At 51.9% G+C, this 22,963-nt stretch carries 23 protein-coding genes and 2 pseudogenes; 23 read left to right on the forward strand and 2 right to left on the reverse strand.

Features of this window, described 5'->3' with window-relative positions; all coding sequences use genetic code 11:
* The first annotated feature begins 45 nt into the window (after positions 1-45).
* The 8 genes from E6C55_RS14680 to E6C55_RS14715 all read left to right on the forward strand — a co-directional run bounded on the left by E6C55_RS14680 (position 46) and on the right by E6C55_RS14715 (position 8,275).
* Positions 46-840, forward strand: a complete 795-nt coding sequence (locus E6C55_RS14680; RefSeq protein WP_136370544.1) for a TIGR00282 family metallophosphoesterase — start codon at positions 46-48, stop codon at positions 838-840.
* A 214-nt stretch (positions 841-1,054) separates the two neighbouring features.
* Entirely contained in the window at positions 1,055-1,315 is a 261-nt protein-coding gene (locus E6C55_RS14685) for a stage V sporulation protein S (RefSeq protein WP_006211249.1), read from the forward strand.
* Between the two features lie 124 nt (positions 1,316-1,439).
* The gene (locus E6C55_RS14690; protein ID WP_211093584.1) at positions 1,440-2,387 is read left to right on the forward strand and encodes a dipeptidase; all 948 of its coding nucleotides are present in this window, start codon (positions 1,440-1,442) and stop codon (positions 2,385-2,387) included.
* Positions 2,388-2,576: 189 nt separating this feature from the next.
* Positions 2,577-4,313, forward strand: a complete 1,737-nt coding sequence (locus tag E6C55_RS14695; RefSeq protein ID WP_136370546.1) for a 2-oxoacid:acceptor oxidoreductase subunit alpha — start codon at positions 2,577-2,579, stop codon at positions 4,311-4,313.
* 1 nt (position 4,314) lies between these two features.
* Positions 4,315-5,181, forward strand: coding sequence for a 2-oxoacid:ferredoxin oxidoreductase subunit beta (locus tag E6C55_RS14700; protein WP_136370547.1), 867 nt, complete (start codon positions 4,315-4,317; stop codon positions 5,179-5,181).
* Positions 5,182-5,246: 65 nt separating this feature from the next.
* Positions 5,247-5,825 (forward strand): phosphate propanoyltransferase, encoded by a 579-nt coding sequence (pduL, locus tag E6C55_RS14705; RefSeq protein WP_136370548.1) that lies wholly within the window; start codon positions 5,247-5,249, stop codon positions 5,823-5,825.
* Positions 5,826-6,070: 245 nt separating this feature from the next.
* Positions 6,071-7,636, forward strand: coding sequence for a tRNA (N6-isopentenyl adenosine(37)-C2)-methylthiotransferase MiaB (gene miaB / locus E6C55_RS14710; protein WP_136370549.1), 1,566 nt, complete (start codon positions 6,071-6,073; stop codon positions 7,634-7,636).
* 138 nt (positions 7,637-7,774) lie between these two features.
* Positions 7,775-8,275 (forward strand): RicAFT regulatory complex protein RicA family protein, encoded by a 501-nt coding sequence (locus tag E6C55_RS14715; protein ID WP_136370550.1) that lies wholly within the window; start codon positions 7,775-7,777, stop codon positions 8,273-8,275.
* A 127-nt stretch (positions 8,276-8,402) separates the two neighbouring features.
* Here E6C55_RS14715 and E6C55_RS14720 read toward each other — a convergent pair whose 3' ends face one another.
* Positions 8,403-9,080, reverse strand: a complete 678-nt coding sequence (locus E6C55_RS14720) for a hypothetical protein (RefSeq protein ID WP_136370551.1) — start codon at positions 9,078-9,080, stop codon at positions 8,403-8,405.
* 168 nt (positions 9,081-9,248) lie between these two features.
* On the opposite strand from E6C55_RS14720, the gene E6C55_RS14725 reads away from it, so the two are divergent.
* Entirely contained in the window at positions 9,249-10,418 is a 1,170-nt protein-coding gene (locus E6C55_RS14725; protein ID WP_136370552.1) for an iron-containing alcohol dehydrogenase, read from the forward strand.
* Positions 10,419-10,509: 91 nt separating this feature from the next.
* Here the strand turns inward: E6C55_RS14725 and E6C55_RS14730 are convergent, their stop codons facing one another.
* On the reverse strand, positions 10,510-11,205 hold the full coding sequence (locus E6C55_RS14730; protein WP_136370553.1) for a biotin transporter BioY: 696 nt from the start codon (positions 11,203-11,205) through the stop codon (positions 10,510-10,512).
* Between the two features lie 104 nt (positions 11,206-11,309).
* Here E6C55_RS14730 and E6C55_RS14735 point away from each other — a divergent pair, with 104 nt between their 5' ends.
* From E6C55_RS14735 to E6C55_RS14790, 14 genes and pseudogenes are all read left to right on the forward strand, one after another.
* A complete protein-coding gene (locus E6C55_RS14735; protein ID WP_168735644.1) occupies positions 11,310-12,179 on the forward strand; it encodes an energy-coupling factor ABC transporter ATP-binding protein in 870 nt (289 codons plus the stop codon).
* The gene (locus tag E6C55_RS14740) at positions 12,176-13,852 is read left to right on the forward strand and encodes an ATP-binding cassette domain-containing protein (RefSeq protein ID WP_168735645.1); all 1,677 of its coding nucleotides are present in this window, start codon (positions 12,176-12,178) and stop codon (positions 13,850-13,852) included. The genes E6C55_RS14735 and E6C55_RS14740 overlap by 4 nt, the downstream gene beginning before the upstream one ends.
* 1,514 nt (positions 13,853-15,366) lie before the next feature.
* Positions 15,367-15,573 (forward strand): hypothetical protein, encoded by a 207-nt coding sequence (locus tag E6C55_RS14745; RefSeq protein WP_136370556.1) that lies wholly within the window; start codon positions 15,367-15,369, stop codon positions 15,571-15,573.
* A gap of 653 nt (positions 15,574-16,226) precedes the next feature.
* Complete coding sequence (locus E6C55_RS14750; protein WP_230986692.1) at positions 16,227-16,505, forward strand: nucleotidyltransferase family protein; 279 nt, start codon at positions 16,227-16,229, stop codon at positions 16,503-16,505.
* A 29-nt stretch (positions 16,506-16,534) separates the two neighbouring features.
* A pseudogene (locus E6C55_RS14755) lies at positions 16,535-16,849 on the forward strand (HepT-like ribonuclease domain-containing protein).
* Between the two features lie 200 nt (positions 16,850-17,049).
* Positions 17,050-17,436, forward strand: a complete 387-nt coding sequence (locus tag E6C55_RS14760; RefSeq protein ID WP_136370558.1) for a DUF5071 domain-containing protein — start codon at positions 17,050-17,052, stop codon at positions 17,434-17,436.
* Positions 17,437-17,629: 193 nt separating this feature from the next.
* Entirely contained in the window at positions 17,630-17,842 is a 213-nt protein-coding gene (locus tag E6C55_RS35395) for a transposase (RefSeq protein ID WP_136370559.1), read from the forward strand.
* Positions 17,843-17,961: 119 nt separating this feature from the next.
* Positions 17,962-18,393, forward strand: a pseudogene (locus tag E6C55_RS33830) (IS5 family transposase); the annotation flags it as partial.
* A gap of 99 nt (positions 18,394-18,492) precedes the next feature.
* Positions 18,493-18,915: a hypothetical protein gene (locus tag E6C55_RS14775; RefSeq protein ID WP_136370561.1), complete on the forward strand. Its 423-nt coding sequence runs from the start codon at positions 18,493-18,495 to the stop codon at positions 18,913-18,915.
* 237 nt (positions 18,916-19,152) lie between these two features.
* The gene (locus E6C55_RS14780; RefSeq protein ID WP_136370562.1) at positions 19,153-19,791 is read left to right on the forward strand and encodes a hypothetical protein; all 639 of its coding nucleotides are present in this window, start codon (positions 19,153-19,155) and stop codon (positions 19,789-19,791) included.
* Between the two features lie 41 nt (positions 19,792-19,832).
* Positions 19,833-20,219, forward strand: coding sequence for a CDI toxin immunity protein (locus E6C55_RS35610; protein WP_456318727.1), 387 nt, complete (start codon positions 19,833-19,835; stop codon positions 20,217-20,219).
* A gap of 51 nt (positions 20,220-20,270) precedes the next feature.
* On the forward strand, positions 20,271-20,531 hold the full coding sequence (locus E6C55_RS35400; protein ID WP_407923734.1) for a DUF6933 domain-containing protein: 261 nt from the start codon (positions 20,271-20,273) through the stop codon (positions 20,529-20,531).
* A gap of 13 nt (positions 20,532-20,544) precedes the next feature.
* Positions 20,545-20,982 (forward strand): hypothetical protein, encoded by a 438-nt coding sequence (locus tag E6C55_RS14785; RefSeq protein ID WP_136370563.1) that lies wholly within the window; start codon positions 20,545-20,547, stop codon positions 20,980-20,982.
* Between the two features lie 1,227 nt (positions 20,983-22,209).
* Positions 22,210-22,530, forward strand: a complete 321-nt coding sequence (locus E6C55_RS14790) for a hypothetical protein (RefSeq protein WP_136370564.1) — start codon at positions 22,210-22,212, stop codon at positions 22,528-22,530.
* Positions 22,531-22,963: the final 433 nt, after the last annotated feature.

A 22,963-nucleotide genomic window follows, 5' to 3' on the forward strand; every position in this document is an offset into this window, starting at 1 on the left:
CACTTCTTCCCGTTTGTGCACCCGAGGATGGAGGAGAGCAACAGAATGAAAGTCGTATTTATCGGCGACATCGTCGGCAATGTGGGGCGCGACGCGGTGAAGCGTCTGCTCCCGTGGATTAAAAATAAATATCAGCCTCATATCATCATCGCGAACGGCGAGAACGCGGCTGCGGGACGCGGCATCAATGCGGCGATTACGCGGGACCTGTTCGATTGGGGCGTTCACGGCATCACGATGGGCAATCATACGTGGGACAATCGCGAGATCTTCGAGTTCATCGACGACGAGAAGCGGATGATCCGCCCGGCGAACCTGCCTCCGGGAACGCCCGGAAGAGGGTATACCGTTATCAAGGCAGGCTCGAAGGAGCTGGCGCTCGTCAATCTGATCGGGAGAACGTTCCTTCCTCCGTCCGAATGTCCGTTCCGCGCGGCGGACGATATTCTGGAGGAGCTGCGAGGCCGGACGAAGTGTATTCTGGTCGACTTCCATGCCGAGGCGACAAGCGAGAAGATCGCGATGGGCTGGCATCTGGACGGCCGGGCTTCGCTGGTTGTCGGAACGCATACGCACGTGCAGACGAACGACGACCGGATTCTCCCGGGCGGAACGGCTTACCTGACCGATGCGGGAATGACCGGGCCGCGCGACGGGGTGCTCGGCATGGATCGGGACAGCGTGCTCCACAAGTTCCTCACGGGACTTCCGACACGCTTCCAGGTGGCCGACACGAAGTGGATTCTGAGCGGGCTGTGCGTGGAGATCGACGATTCGACGGGCCGGGCGACGAAGATCCAGAAAATCCGCGTGGACGAGGACTCCTGGATCGCGGAGTAAGGTCTGGAGACGCATGCGGGAGCACGATGAACGAGACGCGGCGCTGATGCGGCCGCGTTTTTGTTAGTGTCAATCTGCAGGACCGGCAACAAAATTCAGAATTATTCGCCTATTCGAGCCGATACGGTTCTTAAGCAGCAGGAATTATTGCCATCTCCACCGAATATGTATCCGTTAGTGGGCCCATCCTTTGATGCCTGAGGAGGAACTTGTCATGGAAGTTCTAAAGGTTTCCGCAAAGTCCAATCCAAACTCCGTTGCAGGCGCTCTGGCCGGCGTCCTTCGCGAACGCGGGGGAGCAGAATTGCAGGCCATCGGCGCAGGGGCGCTTAATCAGGCGATCAAGGCGGTCGCAATCGCGCGCGGCTTCGTCGCTCCAAGCGGCGTGGATCTGATCTGCATCCCGGCATTCACGGACATCGTCATCGACGGAGAAGACCGAACGGCTATCAAGCTGATCGTAGAGCCGCGTTAAGGGAATGAAGAGCGAATCTCTCAACCTGTTCTAGTGGATCTGGCCAAGGCGGAGCGATCCCCCTTGCCCCCGACCGCGGCAACAGGTTTTTTGTTGAGCGAATCTCGTGCAGGGGAGGAAGAGGATGATGAGAATAACGGACTTGCATTGCGATGCCTTGTTCAAAATGCAAAGGGACCCCAAGCTGTCGTTAAGAGAAGCGGATGCGGACGGGAAGCTGGATGTGACGCTGGAGCGGCTGCGGGAGGGGGGCGTATCCGCCCAGGTGTTCGCGATCTACGTGCCGGAGGACAAGCCCATGGAGCCGCAGACGGCGCTCCACCAAGCGGAACTGTTCTGGTCGAAGGTGCTGACCGAGCCGGGCGTGAGGCTCATTCGCACGGCCGCCGACCTGGAGGAAGCCGAGCGGACGGGAGCGCTTGGGGCGCTCTTGTCTCTGGAAGGCGTGGATTGCCTGAGAGAGCAATGGTGGAGCTTGACGCTGCTGTACCGCCTCGGCGTTCGTCTGCTCGGGCTGACCTGGAACCACGCTAACTGGGCGGCGGACGGGGCGATGGAGCCTCGCGGCGGAGGACTGACGCGCGCCGGCAGGCGTCTTGTTAACGAATGCGAGAAATTGGGCATTCTATTAGATGTATCGCATCTGTCCGAGCGAGGCTTCTGGGAGCTGAAGGAGCTGGCGACGAGGCCGTTCTTCGCCTCGCACTCGAACGCGAAGGCGCTGCACAGCCATCCTCGCAATCTGACGGACGATCAGATCCGCGCGCTGATTGAAGCGGACGGGCTGCTCGGGCTGACGTTCGTGCCGTTCTTCCTGGCAGGCGCGCAGCCGGCTCGCATCGACGACGTGCTTCGTCACGTCGAGCATATCTGCGTGCTCGGCGGCTCGAGCCATCTCGCGTTCGGGTCGGACTTCGACGGAATCGAGACGCATGTCGCCGGGCTCGCCCATCCGGGCGAATATCCCGCCTTGGCGGAAGCGCTGCTGAAGCGGTATCCGGAATCTCTCGTAAGCGGCTTCCTGGGAGGGAATGCGACGAGATTCCTGATGGACAATCTTCCGCAGAGATGACCGGGCAGGCTTGACCGATATCTCTTCCCTATCGATTTGATGCGAAACCGCTATCGTTGCTTTTAGGGCGAAACGCTTGCATTTTCAGAAGGGGAATCATAAAATTTATTTGATTGATAGCTGACTTATGGAACGTTAATATAAACAGTTATGCATTGTTGAAGCGAATGCTCAAGAGGAGATGACACTGTGATCAGTCAATTGTCATGGAAGATTGGCGGCCAGCAGGGGGAAGGCGTGGAGAGCACCGACCGGATATTCTCGACTGCGCTGAACCGGCTGGGTTACTACCTGTACGGGTACCGTCACTTTTCCTCGCGCATCAAGGGCGGCCATACGAATAACAAGATTCGAATCAGTACGGCGCCTATCCGGGCCATCTCGGACGATCTGGACATTCTGGTTGCGTTCGACCAGGAGAGCATCGACCTGAACGCGAAGGAGCTGCGGCCCGGGGGCGTTATTGTGGCGGATGCGAAGTTCTCCCCGACGGTGCCGGAGGGCGTGGACGCTCGGCTGTTCGCGGTGCCGATCACGGCGATGGCCGAGGAGCTCGGCACTTCGCTTATGAAGAACATGGTCGCTTCGGGCGCATCCTGGGCATTGCTCGGCTTGCCGCTCGAGGTGTTCAATAAGGCGGTGGAGGAGGAGTTCGGACGCAAGGGGCCGGCCATCGTCGAGAAGAACGTCGAGGCGGTCCGGCGCGGCGCCGAATTCGTGCTGGAGCAGGCCGGCGGCCCGCTCGAAGAGTTCCGGCTCGAAGCGGCGGACGGCAAGATGAAGCTGTTCATGATCGGCAACGAGGCGATGGGGCTCGGCTCGCTCGCGGCAGGCTGCCGGCTGATGTCGGCCTACCCGATCACCCCGGCATCCGAGATCATGGAATACTTGATCAAGAAGCTGCCGAAGTTCGGCGGTACGGTTGTGCAGACGGAGGATGAGATTGCGGCCGTGACGATGGCGATCGGCGCGAACTATGCCGGCGTGCGAACGATGACGGCTTCCGCCGGCCCGGGCCTGTCCCTCATGATGGAGGCGATCGGTCTGGCGGGCATGACCGAGACGCCGCTCGTCATCATCGACACGCAGCGCGGCGGCCCATCGACGGGCCTGCCGACGAAGCAGGAGCAGTCCGATATCAACGCGCTGATCTATGGAACGCACGGGGAGATTCCGAAGGTCGTCATCGCGCCGAGCACAATCGAGGAATGCTTCTACGACATGATCGAGGCATTCAATGTCGCGGAGACGTACCAGGTGCCGGTCATCGTCGCGACCGATCTGCAGCTCTCCCTCGGCAAGCAATCGTGCGAGCCGCTGGACTACGAGCGCATCGTCATCGAGCGCGGCAAGCTCGCCCGCGAGGAGCTGCCGCCGCTTGAGCAGCACACGCTGTTCAAGCGCTATGAATTCGCCGAGGACGGAATCTCCCCGCGCGTGCTGCCGGGCGCGAAGAACGGCATTCACCACGTGACCGGCGTCGAGCACGATCAGGAAGGCCGTCCGTCCGAGAGCGCGGTCAACCGCAAGAAGATGATGGATAAGCGGCTGGGCAAGCTGTCCGGCCTCCGCGTCGCGAACGCGATCAAGGCGGACGCTCCCCATGCGGAGCCGGAGCTGCTCATCGTCGCGATGGGCTCGACGGGAGGGACGATCGACGAAGCCCGCGGCCGGCTCAGCGGTGACGGAGTAGCGACGAACCATGTGACGGTGCGTCAGCTCCACCCGTTCCCGTCCGAGCTGCTTGCGCCGCACATGAAGAGCGCGAAGAAGGTCGTCGTGCTGGAGAACAACGCGACCGGCCAATTGGCGAATCTGATCAAGCTGAACATCGGCGGGCACGACAAGATCGAGAACGTGCTCAAGTATGACGGAACGCCGTTCCTGCCTTCCGAGATCGTAAAAGCCTGCAAGGAGCTGAGATAAAGTGGCGACATTCAAAGAGTTCCGCAATAACTTGAAGCCCAACTGGTGTCCGGGCTGCGGAGACTTCTCCGTGCAGGCGGCCATCCAGCGGGCGGCTGCGAACATCGGCCTTGAGCCGGAGCAGCTCGCGGTTATCTCCGGCATCGGCTGCTCGGGCCGGATCTCGGGCTATATTCACGCCTACGGCCTGCACGGCATCCACGGCCGCGCGCTGCCGATCGCCCAAGGGGTCAAGCTCGCGAACCGCGAGCTGACGGTTATCGCCTCGGGCGGCGACGGGGACGGCTTCGCGATCGGGATGGGCCATACGGTCCACGCGATCCGCCGCAACGTCGACATCACGTACATCGTCATGGACAATCAGATTTACGGCTTGACGAAGGGGCAGACTTCCCCGCGCAGCGCGGAGGGCTTCAAGACGAAGTCGACGCCGGAGGGCTCGATCGAATCGACGCTGTCTCCGCTCGAGGTCGCCCTGTCCGCGGGAGCGACGTTCGTCGCCCAATCGTTCTCAAGCGACCTGAAGCAGCTGACGGCGCTGATCGAAGCCGGGTTGCAGCACAAGGGGTTTTCTCTGATCAATGTTTTCAGCCCGTGTGTGACGTTCAACAAGATCAACACGTACGATTGGTTCAAGGAGCACATCGTCAACCTCGATCAGTTCGAGGATTACGATCCGTCGAACCGTATCGCCGCCATGACGAAGATCATGGAGACGGGCGGCCTGTTGACGGGGCTCGTGTACCAGGACAAGAGCCGCAAGTCGTACGAGGATATGGCCGTCGGCTTCCAGCAGGAAGCTCTGGCGAAGCAGGAGCTGAAGCTGTCCGAAGGCGAATTCGCCAAGCTGCTCGCCGAATTCAAGTAACTTCGTCAAATTTAAGTACCCATCTACCCATCGTACCCTACATCCCAGCAAAGGCGGTATTAACCATGAGCGACATCAAGCAGATTCCCGTCGGCGTCTCCGCGCGGCACATCCATCTATCCAAGGAGCATATCCGAATTCTGTTCGGCGAAGGAGCGGAGCTCAGCGAGCTGAAGCCGCTCTCGCAGCCCGGTCAATTCGCGGCGAACGAGACGGTCGCGGTGCACGGGCCGAAGGGCTCCTTCGCCAAGGTGCGAATTCTGGGCCCTGCGCGCAAGGCGACGCAACTGGAGGTGTCCAGAACCGATGCGTTCGCGCTCGGCTTGAAGGCTCCCGTTCGCGAATCCGGCAATATCGAAGGAACGCCGGGCATTCGCATCGTCGGTCCGGCGGGCGAAGTGACGGTCGAGAAGGGCGTTATCGTTGCCGCCCGGCATATTCACTTCCATACGTCGGACGCGGAGCGCTGGGGCATCGCGGACAAGCAACTGCTCAAGGTGAGAGTCGGCGGCGAGCGCGGCCTTGTCTTCGAGAACGTCATCGCGCGCGTCTCGCCCGACTTCGCGCTCGACATGCACATCGACACCGACGAAGGCAATGCCGCAGGCGTGTCGACAGGGGACTTCGGCGAAATTATCGAATAACTCGAAGTTGCGTACAGGGAGTGCCCGACGGGGACTGGCGTTGAAGCAAGCAAGGCGAGCGATCGTCTTGCTTTTTGTATATTTTCCAAGCGGTGCACTCTCGGTTGATCTCGCTGCAGGGCGTCATCCCCGGTCTGGAATAGCCTTGCCATGGAATTCGGCTTGCCGAAATGGTATAATTTCTCGAAGCAACCTTAACCATGAAGAGGACGTCGGCTTGATGAGGGGGAGGCGAATTCGGACAGATGAAGATGAGCAAGGATTACTCGCAATACTTCGACTTCCGCGAGGCGAAGATAATTCGCGAGGAGGACGGGAAGACCACCTTGCGGCTCAACGGCCGTCATATCCAGATCCAGTCCGCTCCCAGCTATAAGGACGAGAAGAAGCGGGGCAAGGAATCGGTCCGGATTCATTACGACAACGCCATTCCCGACGATATGAGGGAGTTCGGCCGGGATAAATCGTACTTCATCATGACGTACGGCTGCCAGATGAACGAGCACGACACCGAGGTGATTCGCGGACTGCTGGAGGAGATGGGGTATGTTCAGGCGGAAGAGCGCCGCGATGCGGACGTCATTCTGCTCAATACGTGCGCCATTCGGGAGAATGCGGAGGACAAGGTGTTCGGGGAGCTTGGCCATCTCAAGAAGCTGAAGCTCGAGAAGCCGGGGCTCATTCTCGGCGTCTGCGGATGCATGTCGCAGGAAGCGGCGGTCGTGAATCGGCTGATGACGCGCAACCCGCATGTGGATCTGGTGTTCGGAACCCATAATATTCATCGGCTGCCGCATCTGCTGCGCGAAGTCAGCTTCTCCCGCGAGATGGTGATCGAGGTATGGTCCAAGGAAGGGGACATCATCGAGAACCTGCCGAAGAAGCGGGAAGGCATGCGGGCCTGGGTGAACATCATGTACGGCTGCGACAAGTTCTGCACATACTGCATCGTGCCCTACACGAGAGGCAAGGAGCGAAGCCGGCTTCCGGAGGATGTTCTCGCGGAAGTGCGGGAGCTTGCCCGGCAGGGCTACAAGGAGATCACGCTGCTCGGCCAGAACGTGAACGCTTACGGGAAGGACTTCAAGGACCGGGCGTACCGGTTCGCCGATCTGATGGACGACATTCGGAAGATCGACATTCCGCGCGTGCGCTTCACGACCTCGCATCCCCGGGACTTCGACGATCATCTGATCGAGGTTCTCGCGAAGGGCGGCAATCTTGTGGAAGCGATTCATCTTCCGTTCCAGTCGGGAAGCACGGAGGTGCTGAAGCGGATGAGCCGGAAGTATACGAGGGAGCAGTTCCTGGAGCTTGTTGGGAAAATCCGGAGCGCGATACCGGGAGCCGTGCTGTCTTCCGACATTATCGTCGGCTTCCCCGGCGAGACGGAGGAGCAGTTCCTGGAGACGCTGTCTCTCGTTCGGGAAGCGGAGATCGCGATGGCGTACACGTTTATCTATTCGCCTCGGGAAGGAACGCCCGCCTTCGAGATGGAGGACAACGTGCCGATGGCGGTGAAGCAGGATCGCTTGAACCGCCTCAACGAGCTGATCGCCGAGATGAGTTGCGAGAGCAATCGGCAGTTCGAAGGCCGCACGGTCGAGATTCTCGTCGAGGGGCAGAGCAAGAGCAATCCGAACGTGCTGTCCGGGCGCACGACTTCGAACAAGCTGGTCCACTTCGAAGGACCGAAGGAATGGATCGGCCATCTCATGCAAGTTCGCATCACGAAGCCGACGACCTGGTACTTGAACGCCGAAGCGGCGGAGCCGCCTCGCCTGGCTACGGCGCTGTCGCACGGCGCTTAGCCTAGTCCTAGCTTAGTCCTAGCCTGGTCCAAGTCCTGGTCCGAACGCCAGATTGCCATTAACCATTACCATAAGCCGAATAGCCGGCCGACAGCCGAACCTGCCGAGCTATTCGCCGATACAAGGAGACTTATCGACATGTCCGCAACGAACACGAAGCACGAGCACTCGCACGACCATTCCCACGACCACGAGCATGGGCATTGCCATCACGACGACATCCCTCGCTTCGACAACCGGGAGCTGATCGTCCGCGAAGATATTCTTGCCCGCGCTCACGAGCTTGCCCAATTGATCACGACGTCGGAGGAGGTCGCTCTCTACCAGAAGTCCGAGAAGCTGATTCAGGGGCACGATCGAATTCAAGGCTTGATCGCTCAGATCAAGAAGAAGCAGAAGGAGCTCGTCGCCTTCCAGAATACGTTCAAGAACCAGAAGATGGCGGACAAGATCGAGCAGGAGATCGCGGTGCTGCAGGACGAGCTCGACGAGATGCCGGTTGTTCAGCAGTTCCAGCAGAGCCAGACGGATGTCAACTACTTGCTGCAATCGATCGTGTCGATCATCCGCGATACGGTGGCCGAGAGGCTCGATCTGGAAGCTGCGGCGAAGGCGGAAGCGCCTGAGACTTGCGATTGATCCGCAGAGGAAGGGCGGGGCCGCTGACGGTCCCGCCCGTTCTGTCTGCTTGGAAGGCTGGTGCATCCGTACAAGTCATCAGTGCGAGTCATTAGTGCAGTCATCCGTACAGTCATCAGTATAGTCATCAGTACAAGTCGCCGCCCTCCCGGTGCTTGAGCGTCCGGGGAGACTTCGAGGACCGGTTCGCTTGCGGCAACGGAGATTTGGTTGGCGCGAAGCTCAACGTCTTCGTCGTCTGATTGTACGTCAGGGAGACATAAGCGCCGGACGACAAGCCGAGCGCCCGAATCGTCGGAAGGTCCAGATAGAGCCCCTTATCGAATAAATTCGAAGGGGAGCGGACGCGAAGCTGCTTCGCCGCCGTCGCCGTGCGGCAATCGATGCTCGGGCTCCCGGAGTCGGGGATGCCGAGCTTGGACAGAAGCTCGTAGCCGATCGCGATGCGGCCGGCGGCGGGCTTGGCGCTGGTCATCAGCTTGGCGACCGTGGTGCTGACCGGAGAAGGGACGAACGTCAACACGTTCGTCTTGGGATCGTAGGTCACTTGATAGCGCGACTGCGCCTTCAGTCCGAGAGGAGCTGCCAGCTTGGCGCTGATCTCAAGCTCGCTCGCGAAGCTCTCCCCGTTCTCGCGGAAGAGGAGGGTGGCATTTCGTTCCGTCTTGCCCCGCTTAAGCACGACAAGCTTGCCGCTGCCGATGGAGCGCAGTCCTCTCTCGCCCGGACCGAGCCCGTTAAATGTCATGTAGACGGCATTCGGCGGGATCTGCGAATAGTAGATATCCAACCTTGTGCTTGCCATGAAGCCTATTCACGCTCCTTGTGAAGACCTGCTGCAGGATGTCTTCCGATACCTTTTCACCTTATGCGATCTTATGCAAGCTTGCTTGTACGGTCGTCCAGCGGGAAGAGACGGTTGAGAAGCCGCCGTGTGCCAAACTTATTCATGCAATCGAGAGGAGAGGGAACTATGAGATCGTTCGCGTATTGGAATCCGACCAAGCTGTATTACGGCGATGACCAGGTTGGTCAACTGGCGGCTGAGAGCAAGAAGCTCGGCAGCCGGGTTCTGCTCGTCTACGGAGGAGGCAGCATTCATCGCAACGGCGTGTACGACGCGGTGATGCGGGAGCTTAGCGCGGCGGGAGCGGAGGTGGTCGAGCTGTCCGGCGTCGAGCCGAATCCGCGGGTCTCGACCGTGCGTCGCGGAGCCGAGCTCTGCCGAGAGCATAGGATCGACTGGGTGCTGGCGGCGGGAGGGGGAAGCGTCATCGACTGCGCGAAGGCAATCGCTGCTGCGGCGAAGTACGACGGGGACTTCTGGGACGTCGTCACGAAGAAGGCGACGGCGACGGACGCTCTGCCGCTGGGCACCGTGCTGACGCTGGCGGCGACCGGTTCGGAGATGAACGCGAACTCGGTCATCTCCAACGCCGACACCCAGGAGAAGCACGGCTGGAGCAGTTCCCTCGTTTACCCGCGCTTCTCCATCCTGGCTCCCTCGTTCACGGCGACGGCTCCGCTCGATCAGACGGTGTACGGCATCGTCGACATGATGAGTCATGTGTTCGAGCAATACTTCCATCATGACGCGAACGCGCCTGTGCAGGACGGCTTCTGCGAATCGATTCTGCGCGCCGTCGTGCAGACCGCTCCGAAGCTGGCCGCCGATCTTGGCAACCCGGAGCATCGCGGCACGATTCTGTATTGCGGAACGGTGGCGCTGAACGGGCTGCTCTCGATGGGCATCCGGGGCGATTGGGCGAATCACGACATGGAGCATGCCGTCTCGGCCGTCTACGACATTCCGCACGGAGGCGGGCTGGCGATTCTGTTCCCGCATTGGATGGACATGGCCAGCCGGAAGCATCCGGAGAAGTTCGCACAGCTTGGCGTGAACGTATTCGGGGTAAAAGGCGTCGGGGAAGGTCGAACGGCGGAGAAGGTGGCGGAGGAAGCGATTGCGGCGCTGCGCGCGTTCTGGACCTCGCTCGGGGCTCCCGCCCGATTGTCGGATTACGGAATCGACGGCAGCCAGCTGGAGCGAATGGCGGGCATGGTAACGGCGAACGGTCCCCGCGGGCACTTCGTGTCCCTAAGCCGCGAGGATGTGTTGGCGATTTATCGTTCCGCTCTGTAAGCGGCCGGAATCAAGAATTAGGAAGCAGAGAAGGCTTCCCGGCGCGTAACGGCGCGGGAAGCCTTCATCGTCTGCAAGTGCGGAGTGTGCGTTACCGGCTGCGCTTGCGAAGCGGCGTCAGGACGGGGCGAAGGGCGACGATGAGCATCGCCGCGATGACCGCCTTGATCGCATCGAAGCCCACATAAGGCGTCATGCCGACGGAGATGGCTTTGGCGAGCGAGGCATCGATCTTGAAGGCGAGCCACGGAACGCCGCCTATGTACGAGAGCAAGTCTCCAATGTAGATGGCGACGGTGAGCAGGACGAAGCGCAGCACGCTCGCCGATCTCGCTCCACGGAACAAGAGATCGGTCACCCAGCCGATGAAGAGCGCGCAGAACGGGAACATCCACAGGAAGCCGCCCGTCGGCCCGAGGAGCAGCGACAGGCCGCCGTTGCCGTGCAGAAGGGGAAGGCCGGTTGCCGTCAGCAGAATGACGATTGCGATGCTCCAGAAGCCGTAGAAGGCGCCGAGGAACCCGCCTGCGAGCATGATCGCAAGCGTCTGCAGCGTGATCGGGACGGGAGAGATTCCGATCGGAAGCGTAATCGAGCTGAAGGCGATGAAGAGCGCCGCGAACAACGCGGTGAATACGGAGCCGCGAATCCAGGCCGCGGAATTGGCGCGAAGCGGTCCGATCGGCTCGGGTGGTTGTTGTGTCTTCTGATTGCGGGCGTTCGAGGTGTGCGGATCTGTTGTTGCAGGTGTTGTTGCAGGATTGGAATTCGATGATGAAGATGGCATTGTCAACGCTCCTTTTAAATGTTAACCTTATACTCGTCTGTTGGTTAACAATTCGGATTGTAACATGGGATGGAGCAATTGGGAAGAGGGGAATTCTCGACCGGATGAACGATCGAATGCTTGTGCATCGTCTAACCGTACTATCGGAAAATGAGAGAGCAGAGAGCTCCGTTCGTCTGGACGATCTCTCTCTGGAACTGAATAGAGGCGAATGGCTCTACCTGGTCGGCGCGAACGGCAGCGGCAAGTCGACGCTGGCGCGCGTTCTTGCCGGCATCTATGAAGACGGCGCCGTCGGCCGCATGGAGCGGGGCTTCGCCGGCGAAGGGGCGAGCGCCTACGTCATGCAGCAGCCCGACGCCCAGCTCTTCGCCGCCACGCCGCGCGAGGAGATCTCGTTCGCGCTGGAATGGAGAGCGGTGCCCGCGGAGCGGATTCCGGCGCTTGTCGAGCAAGCGCTGCAGGAGGTGGGGTTGCTCAGGCAGGCGGATCTCCCTTGGGCCGAGCTGTCGGGCGGGCAGAGGCAGCTCGCCGCCGTTGCGGCGGCAGCGGCTTGCCGGACGCCGCTGATCGTCTTCGACGAAGCGACGTCGATGCTCGACGAAGCGGCGGCGGAGCGGGTGCGCGGGTTCGCGAAGCGTCTGCACGGGCAGGGCAGCGCGGTCGTCTGGCTCACGCAGCGGCTTGAAGAGTTGGAGCCGGATGCGCGTGTCGTCGCCTTGGCGGCCGGCCGCATTCGCTTCGACGGGACGGGACGAGCATTCCTGTTCGGACGCGAGCCGAACGGGCCGGGTCTGCCGGGCCTGTTGAGCGTATCGGGCAGCGGCTCTTCCGCTTGCGAAGACTGCGGCCTCAAGCTGCCGTATCTGGCGAAGCTTGCTCTTGAGCTCCATGCGCTCGGCGAGCTTGAATGGCCGCTTCCGGCGACGAAGGAAGAATGGGCGACAGCGCTGGAGAGAAGGGAAACGCCATGACAAGCGGGCGGGATTCCCATCTGGTCTGCCGATTCGACTCTGCGGGGACGGAGGGGCAGCTTATTCTTCAGACGGGCCGTATCCACGTTCTGCTGGGGAAGAACGGCGCCGGCAAAACACACTGGATCGAGAGCCTGGCAGGTCTGCTCCCCTCCGCAGGGATGGGAGTCCGCTTCGGCGATGAGCCGCTCTGGCGGGCGGGGGCGCGCGGACGCATCGTGCGCAATCCGCAAGCGCTTCGCGCCTATGCTTATGCCACCCAGGCTCCGGAGGATCAGCTCGCTCATCGCACCGTCGAGGAGGAACTGGCCGAGACGCTGAAGCCTTACTCGCTCCCTCCGGAGGAAGTTCGCGAGAGAATTGTCGCGGCGCTGCGGGCGGTCGGCTGGTCGGAAGATTGGCTGGCCCGTTCTCCGTTCCTGCTCAGCGGGGGCGAGAAGAGGAGGCTGGCGCTCGCTTGTCTGCTCGCCGCTCCTTGCGACTGGCTGCTGCTCGACGAGCCGACTTCGGGCCTGGACGCTCCCGGCCAGGAGGCGCTGCAGGCGCAGCTTCGCCTGCGGGCGGCGGAGGGGCAAGGCATCCTGCTCATCTCGCACGATACGGAGTGGGCGCTCCCGCTTGCGGATCGCGTTCTGCTGCTGTCGGCAGGCGGGGAGCGGGTGCGGGAATGCTCGCCGGAAGAGCTGCTCGGGCACCCGGAATGGTGGGAGGAAGCCGGTCTTCCGGTGCCGGAATGGTTGCAGGCAATCGCTCCCCTTCTGAAGAGGGGAGTGCCGGCTTCTCTTGTCTGGAGTCCTCGCGACTTGGCCCGAGCCGCGGCGAAGAGGGAAGCGGAGACGGAAGACCTCTCGCCGGGTTCCTCTTCCGTCGTTCGCCGGAGAGGAACCTCTGCAGCCAGGGAACAACGCCGACGTATCGCTCGCACTCCTCTGCTGTTTTTCGACCCGCGGGCTCTGTGGCTTGTGTACGTGATCCTCTCGATCGCGATTCTGGCGCAGAGAAGCTGGTGGGGAGTCGCAGCCGGGGGCGCGATTGCCGCAGCGGGCGTTGCCTTCGGGCGGATTCCGCTCGGGAGGTGGCGCGGAGTGCTCGTCGGCTTCCTCTTGTTCACGCTAACGGTATCGGTCGTCGCAGGGATCGGGCGCAGTGCGGGCGGAGAGTGGGGGTTCCAAGTCGGGGCGTTCCTCACGGCGCTTCATTCGATGGCGAGGACGTTCCTCGTGTTGCTGCTCGGCCTCGGCCTCGCGGTGGCGATCACGCCGCTCCGCTTGCGGCGATCGCTCGAGAGCTTGTTCGCTTACCGCGGCAGGATTGCACCGATCTTGCAGAAGTTCCTGCTCACGGTCGCGCTGATGCTACGGTTCATTCCGGTGTTCCTGAGCGAATGGGAGAGATTCTCCCGCTATGCGATAGCCAGAGGCAAGGAATCGGGGCGGCGGCGCTCCGTGCCCGGCTTGGTTAAGCGGATCGGCCGCATCGCGACGCCGTTCTTGTTCTCCCTCTTCCGCTTGGGGGACCAGGCCGCGATTGCGCTCGAGAGCCGGGGAGTCGGCCGGGTCGCATCCCCCACAATCGTCAAGCTGGGCAGGTGGACGGCGAAGGATTGGGGGCTGGTCATCATCGCTGTCTCTCTTGCGGCTGCCCTGTGGCTCGTTCGCGGGTTGGGTGCCTGACGGGGTGCGAGTCTGCGCGGATGATGGGACCGGTATTGGTGACTAGGATTCGTGCACTAATCTAAGAGAGAGCAAGATCTGCTTCTTCCCAGCTCCGTATCCTCAGAGAGCTTGCTGCTTCCCATCGGGCGTTCGTCCGGTCGGCGAAGGAGCGGGCTTTTTTGTGTCATATGTGGAAAATCGGGAGGAGGTAGACTGAAGTGGTGATCGTTGAACAGAGGCGCATTTATTGATCCGTAAGGCAGACAAGCGGCTTCCTTCAAAATGCTAGAACTTTAACGTAATTGTGGATATAATTAGGTTGTCTTTGGACTGATGTGCGGGAAATGATTGTTTTCTAAAAGAGAATAATGACAAGGAGACAACCTATGAGGCTGAAATATGCCATTATTATGATCATGTTAACGATACTATGTTCATGCGGCACTACTGATAAAACATTAATGGAACCTCAAAGTCAGGATACAGGGGAATACAATTGAAGAAATGAAATCCATTTATTTCGATATTAACAAAGACACGTTGCATTTGATTGGATATAAGATTGAAGAAGTTAAACATGAGGAATGGAAGTTCGACAATAGATTTTGAAGGTAAACAGGAACGTTATGCGACAGAGCGAAATCTCCGTTGAGAGGATAATATGAAGCCAATAAACTATTCATTTCGATTTACAAGAAAAGACTACATAAATTCAATGAATTTGTATTATTCAATATTTAACAAACATAAGATCGCACCAAGCATATTTTCTGCATTAGTAAACATTATATTTGGATCTGTTATGCTATTATCTTCGATAGCTGCGGGCTGGATATTTGTATCTTTAGGAATAATTTTGATAATGCTTCTACTATACGTAAGGTATTTTAACTTGAGATATATTTATAATAACAATCAAAACTTACATAAAAAATTTGAGATAATCATTGATCAGAACGGTTTTAAATCATCTATTAATAATGCTTATTCATCTTATGAATGGTCTTTTTTTGATCAAGTAATTGAAAAGGAACAGTATTATTTTTTGATTTATCAAAAGAAAAAAGCTTTGATAATAATGAAAATGAAGGATATAAATCTACAAAATGACTTCGCAACAATTCTTGAGTTAAGTGGGATAAAAAGGAATCTTAAGTAACGTCGGTGTGATGTCGTGGATACGGGAACATTAGCTGAAACCTCTGAAATATTGATTTAATAATATAATGATTGTGTGGTGAATAACATCTATATAATAAGATATAAGATCTTTGAAAAAGATAGCGAAGAATTAAAAACATTAGATATGGAAGAGATGTTAAGAGAATAATGAGAAAGAGTTACAGGAGCTTCGCGGATTATCGGAAATTATTAGCATACATTTTTCACATCTATTCCAAGCATATAAATACTTACAAAAAAGCAATTATGTTGCAATTAAATACATCGAAGATTCGAACACATGGCTAGAAATAGCTAAACACAATGATCTATTGATCATAAGTGAACTAAGTTATCCAATAACCGAAGGGATGAACATTATTGAGGCAAACAAGAATGTATTTAAAAGTGCAGAAAAGTCAGAGATTATTAATGAAATGGTATATTGGGAGCAGTTTGAGGATGAACTAAGATTTAAAACAAATAAGTTCGTTTCTGAATTAGAAGCAGTTAATCCAATACCTCTAAAGATACCGCATTACAGCGATATTGTTGAGTTTGTAAGAGAGGGAGCTTGAATGTAACTCAAGAAGTCAGAGGCATCAGCTAACATTATATCCACGCATCGGAGCCTGCGAGATCAGGCGGACACATCCGTACCGACTAACTGCGTCACGGCCAGCTCCCGTTGGTCGCTTAAGTCGGCGGGACGTCGTGGATACGGGAATGTTATATGAAATTACTGCAATCTTAATTGAGTAGCAAAACAAAAAACATTAGTAAGACAAATGGAAAAAATAGGAGTAATAAATATGTTTGAAGAATTTAAATTTGAACCAGGGATAGTAACTGACAATCCATTTAAATTAAGTCCAAGTGACATGACGGATATTAGATCCAATATTTAAAGAAGAGTATAGATCAGTGACAGAACTATATGAAGGGATGGAAATAGCTCTACAAAGAGTGAAATTATTATCAAATCAATAAGTCAATAAATATTGGTTTGGAGTTCAAGGATGGCAGAGAAGCGGAATCAGGCGGACACATCCGCACCGACTTACCGCATCGCGGCCGTCTCCCTTTGGTCGCTTAAATCGGTGGGTCGTCGTAGATGCAGGAATGTGATGGAAAATCCCCGAAGGGTTCTTAAGTTCTTTTTATCAAGTACAGAATTTTGGATTATAATAATAAAGAACGAATTACAATTGAGGTGAGCCGATTGAATAAAATGGATATTCAAAACACCTTACAACAACAGAAACAATATTTAAGAGATAGCTTTTATGTAGACCGCATAGGTTTGTTTGGTTCATTTCTTAGAGATGAACAAACTGCAGATAGTGATATTGATTTGTTGGTCGAGTTTAGTAAGCCAGTAGGATTTGAATTTATTGAGCTTAAGGAATATTTAGAGGGGGTATTTGGAAAGCTGGTTGATTTAGTTACACCTAACGCCTTAAGACCATTTATGAAGGACAATATTATTAGTGAGGTACAGTTCCAGTGAAAAATAATAAAGTACCATTGCTGGATATAATGGAATCTATAAAGAAAATAGAAGCATACACAGAAGGAGTCGATTTCGATTCCTTTTGTTGTAATGAAATGATGTTCGATGCTGTGATAAGGAATCTAGAAATTATCGGAGAAGCTGCGAGAAACACTGATGAGGCAATCAAAAGTTAATATGCAGAAATACCGTGGAGGCAAATGATCGGGGTTCGAAACATCCTGATTCATGAGTATTTTGGAATAGATAATCAAATTATTTGGGAAATTATCAAAAAGAATCTACCTGAAATAAAGCCAGTTATCTTGAGAGCAATTTATGAAGTCGGGGACATCACATAACATCAAATCCACGTATCGGAGCCTGGCGGCTCCTCGGTCCGTACGAGGGGATTGGAAGCGAGATGGAAGCAGGTGGACTCATCCGCACCACTAACCGCATCGCGGCAGTTCTCGATAATCGCTTAAGTTGATGGGACATCGTGGATACACGAACGTTATCTGAAACACTCGAAATAATGTTTAAAAATGAAGGTGACTAAATGGATATTAAGGAATTAGTACCAAAACATAAAAGCGATTTTGATAGAATAAATGATTTAAAGAAGTTAAGTCTAGATCAAATAAGACCGATACTTCCAGACTTACTAGAATGGCTTCAAGATATAAACTGGCCAATTGCAATTGAGGTTGAAGAAATATTGATTGGTTTTCAGGAAGAACTAGTTCCACACCTGAAAAATATATTTAATGTGGTTGATGGACAATGGAAGTACTTTTTACTTTATGGACTAATAAAAAGATTACCTGATGAAGTGCTTGTAGAATTAAAAGAAGATTTAGAAAGAATGTTATATTATCCAACTCGAGATGAAATTGATGAGGAACTAGATGATATTTTAAAAAAGTTACTTCAAAGAATCATGTAAGCTTATCAAGTAGTTGAGTACTTCAGATAACACCATGTCTATGTTTCGGAGCCTGACGGATCCTCGGTTCGAGCGAAGTGATGGCAGAATAGTTTATTCAGCGGACACATCTGCACCGACTAACGATCGCGGCTGGCTCCTAGGGCGTGTATTCAAACTATCGGAACAGGCTATCTTTTGGTAAACTTTTCATATGAGAAGACGATACGAGATACGGGACGATCAATGGGAACGACTGAAGGATCTTTTACCACCGGAACGAAAACCACAGGGCGGACGCCCGGCCATCGACAACCGCAAGATGCTAAATGGCATGCTTTGGGTGCTACGTTCGGGAGCGCCGTGGCGTGACCTGCCGGAACACTACGGTTCCTGGAGCAGCGTTTACACACGATTCCGCCGTTAGGAAAAGGCGGGTCTGTTCGATCAGATGCTAGATGTGCTTGCGGCCGAACCGGATTCTGAAAGTGTCATGATCGATGCCTCCATCGTCCGTGTTCACCAACACGGCGCGGGAGCAAAAGGGGGCAACAATTCCAAGCAGTCGGACGATCGCGCGGAGGCTTAACCTCCAAGATCCATGCGATTGTTGACGCCCTCGGTAACCCGCTGAAATACGAAGTTACCGCTGGCAATATCAACGATTGTGTGACCGGTTACGAAATCCTGAAGGAAATGGACGTCGAAGGCAAAAACGTCATGGCCGATCGTGGATACGATACCGATAAAATCATCGCACTGCTGGAAGAGAAGCAAGCGAACTCCATCATTCCAAGCCGTAAGCACCGCACCATTCAACGCGCTACCGACTGGTGGTTATTTAAAGAACGGCACCTGGTCGAATGCTTGTTTAACAAGCTTAAGCATAACCGCCGATTAGCTACCCGCTACGATAAATTATCATGTACCTTTATCGCCTTTTTAAAGCTTGCTTCTTCCATGATCTGGATGGCTTAAGGTTTGAATACACGCCCTAGCGGAGCCTTAAATCGGTGAGACGTCGTGGATATAGGAACATTTTAAATGAATGCATGTATAATAGAAGGGGAAATTATATTGAAGAAGTTAAACAATAATCATTTGAACTCTCTTTTACTATATCTGCATAAGGATATTCATGAATCTGTGGATTGGACTTTTGAATCATTGCGTAATGATAAGCTTCAACAAATGATATCTTATCCTCCTGATGTTGAACTGACAAAACATGAAGTAAATAATCTAATAGAATTGTTAGATCAAAATCTTGAAATAGAAAAGACAATGAAAAAGTTGATGAGAAATATGAGTATGTATCCTTTATTTAATTTATTCAATTTTATAGATGGAACTACCGATATACCAGATTCAAATTATGAGAGGATCGAATTAGTAGAGTGTAGTCATGAAGAAGCGGAAAAACTAGAGGATCGTGAAGATTTTATGCATGACTTATTATTCGCTTCCTATTGGGAGTGGAAAGATAAAGGTAAACGATAATGGATTTGAGAATGGCTCAGGCGGGGCATCCACTTCAGATAAGATCATATCCATGTTTCGGGGCTTTTCGCCCCCCTCGATCCGGGAGAAGAGGAATGACAGGGAAGTGGAAACAGACGGACACATCTGCACCGACTAACGCATCGCGGCTGGCTCCTGGCGGAGCCTTAAATCGGTGGGACGTCGTGGATACAGGAACGTTATATAATCGCGCAAGGAGTTAGAAAAGGGGAAACGATGAAAAACATAGTGCACGAAAATAGATTTATCGCTGAAAGAAAAGAAGAATTTTATTTTTATCAAGAACAAAATAAAACAGATGATAGAGATGAAAGCCATTCACCATCAGGAAGATACAAGTTGGTTATTGAATATTTCGAGTATGAAGTCGGAATAAGGCATTATGGATATTCTAAAGGGATAATAACAGATAGCAAAAATGAAATCGTCGCTGTGATTGATAGGAATTATGATTATTTTCCATACTGTTGGATTGAAAAGGATAGCAAGGAGTATCTATTATGTGGAATAGATTATCAGGGATATACGATAGTGGAATTAAAGACAGGGCTAACGATGAGTTATGTTCCCAAAGCGGCTTACGAAGGCTTAGGTTTTTGTTGGGCTGCAATGCACCATAAAATAGAAAATGACAAGCTAGCGGTAGAAGGCTGCATTTGGGCACAGGAATATGAAATTGTAATTTATGATATAGGGAATCCATTGGAATTACCGTATAAAGAAATTATGCGAATAAGTCCATATGAATCGTTTAATGGATGGATAAATGAAAATGAATTTGAATACAAAGATGAAGATTACCAAGTAAAACGAATTAGTGTAAGCGACTTTAAAGATGACCATGACTACATATAACACGATATCCGCACTTCATGTCCTGATGGTTCTACAGTGCCATGTTTAACGAATGTATAGCATCATTGGGCAAAGAAATAATTATTTATAGTCAGGAAAGATCAGATCAAATATATAATGATATGCAGGAGCAATTTGAATTTACTTTTTACGGAAGAGTGAATTCGGAAGTATATATGTTCGAAGAGTTAAACAAAAATCATCTATCCAATACTATAACCAAGAATGAAAGATGTTTTGTTCTTTGGAGCCACGGGAATGATCCTGTAATTGAAGTGAACATAAAGGAAGCACTAGAGAAGCTAGAGGATATATTGGCTGTCTCGCCAGATGTATGGCTGTTTAGAACAGGAGAATATTTAATCGAATACTTTCATGATGGAGTAATTAGAAAATTCCACAACGACACTCGAAAGAACCTTAAGTAACTCGGAGGAGTCGTCACCTGCATATTTTTGAACAAGAAAGGGTAGATTCTTTTGATTACTTTAAGATTTACTCAAGCTCTACTAAAAGACATGAAAGTTACTCCAATAGAAATCGATAAAGCAGATCCACTCTATAGTTGGCATGTGAATAAACATAATTTGAACAATCGGAAGCATATAGTATTCGTTAATGACTTGTCACGGCTTTGTATCTTAATTGATGGAGTCCGGACTAATCAAATAAATAGACTAAAAGAGAAGTTCCTGCAAACTCTTGAATCTTACCTAACTCATGAGGAGATTAACCTTTAGGAGAAGCCATTAAATGATTAGTCAATTTGCTAGCGATCCAAAGCTTCAAAATCTATTAAATTCTTTATTTACTAAATCGGATCAGTTCAAAGATGAAGAAATAATATCGCAAGTCGAAGGATATTTACCAAGCTACTCTTGTGATGATGCTGCAAGTGGTTATTTCTCAATTATTTCACATATTTGCTATTTTAGACCTGATCTAGATAGGAGATTAATGAAAATAGCAATAAGACCACTATATTATTATGGAATTACGGATCCTCAGCATGCAATAAGTTGGGTTAGCGGTAATGTCAAAAGAAAGAGACTGATAAAGAAAAACTATTACTACTACACATCGAAGCAAGGTAGATTGTGGATTGATCATGAATTGAAAAATAAAGCTAATTTGATTGTTGAATTAATTGAGGAGATAAAAAAAAAGGACGATTTTGAAATAGAAGTATAAGTAATTCAAAAATCAGCCTCCTATTAACAGAACATTCGCACTGCGGCGTTTGTTATGATATCGCGGTTGGTTCTTGTCAAAGCGTCAAGTTGGTGAAACCTCCCTACAAATGAGAAGGTGGAAGCAATAAGTCTTCAATTAGTTTCGCTGAATATTCCGAAAGATTGGAAAGTTATTTGGAACAATTTTACACAATCAGAACCGGAAAAGTTCTTGGATGAGGAATATATTCATTGTTGGGAGTTTCAAGAAGATATCTTTTATTTTAGAAACGAATTACGGAACAGAATATTGGATCTTGGGTGGTATCCTTCGCATAAACCTGAAGGGAAGTACAGATTAATACTAGTTAAGATAACTGACATCGAAAGTAATGGAGGAGATGAAATTAAAGAAGACTGGGCTAATCCTCTTTTTACTTATAGAACAAGGAATATACATAAACTACAAAAGAAAATAAACTGGATATTGAAAGAGGTTAGTGAAGGCAGACTGTAAGGTCTCCTAAGAAGTCGAACGCTTCAGTTAATACAGTTGCTTATATATGATTAACGATGATTGACTGGAATTCATAAAAAGCTCAAAAGACTATTTTCTATAAATCCCTGTTTTTGTTTCTTGAATCAGCACGACGAGGAAGTAATGCCGTATGTTAAGAGCGGATTACTCACTGATGATATTCTCTGGAGATATTGGATGCTGTCCGGATTAGTCTCACAATGGCCACAGAATCTCATTGAGGAAGTCAAAGATGAATTGTTTGTGATCGCGAAACAGATGGATGTGTATGAAGAGACTGATTTGAAGTCACTTGAAATTCTTTTAAGAATCGGAGTAAAAAATTGGATAGACGTAAACTCAATAATCTTAGCAAAGGAAGACATAATCGGTAACAAATTATCGAATTTTACGATGAAGAAAATATAATAATTTGTATAACTTGAGAATAAAATAATTAATATATTAAAATATGTAAAAAACAATAATGGATTTTATTAAAGAACATGAAGAAATATTAAGGATAAAAAATCAATATGAAACACTGGCTTATTACATGAATTCGTTAAAGGATTTAAAAGTAGAATTTGCAAGTTAATCGATAATAAAGTATATGTCGTATAACACCGTATGCACACTTCGAAGCCTAGTAGCCCGCATCGACTAATCGCATCGCGACCTGGCCCTGGGTGGCCCTTAAGTCGGTGGGACGCTATATGAAATGATCGATTGGGCCGTAAAGGAGAAATTCAAGGTTATAGATCAGATTTTGCCTTCGATGAAGATCTAGTTAATAATCCTGTATCATTAAGAGTTATTCATCCTGAATTTGAAGATATAAACGGGAATGTGATTTTAGATGACTCTAAATCAGTTCCGGCTTCAGGCACGGCAAGAATGTGGATATTATTTGAGGTCTCCAGAAGGGAAAGAGATGCAAAATCAATTAAGCTTGGAATGAAGGGCTATTTTATGGAAGGGGCCAGAAAAGTAGCCGAAGCTGAAGTGATCGAAATAAACGGACTTTATTCAAACCCAATGTATGAGTAAGAATTGTTTGTAATGCAAGATCAAACATACTACAAGGAGCTTCGTCGAAGCTGTCGATGCCGCTGGTTTGCCGATTTTTATGTGAAAAATCACATTGGAGCGGCCCGATGGTAGGCAGTTTGGGCGATTCTATGTGAAAAATAGCATACATGGAGGAAATTCCGGGCCGAGGTGCCGGATATATGCTAAAAATCATATAAAACGCCGTGATTCCCTCCCAATCCGCGCCGACGAATGTGAAAAATCACATAAAATCGCAAAAAACGGCGGTGCGAGGGAGGAAGAGAAGGAACGCCATCCCGCAAGAAGTGTTACAGCTAACCTAACTTGTCCAGCAATAGACGATGATAGTTGTCCACGATTTAACGGGAATTCTGACCGTGAACCGTATGCTAACGGGAAAGCCGAATTCGGCTTTCCCGTTCACTTTAGA

Origin of the sequence: Cohnella fermenti, from assembly GCF_004801405.1 — a bacterium.
Lineage (GTDB): Bacteria > Bacillota > Bacilli > Paenibacillales > Paenibacillaceae > Cohnella > Cohnella fermenti.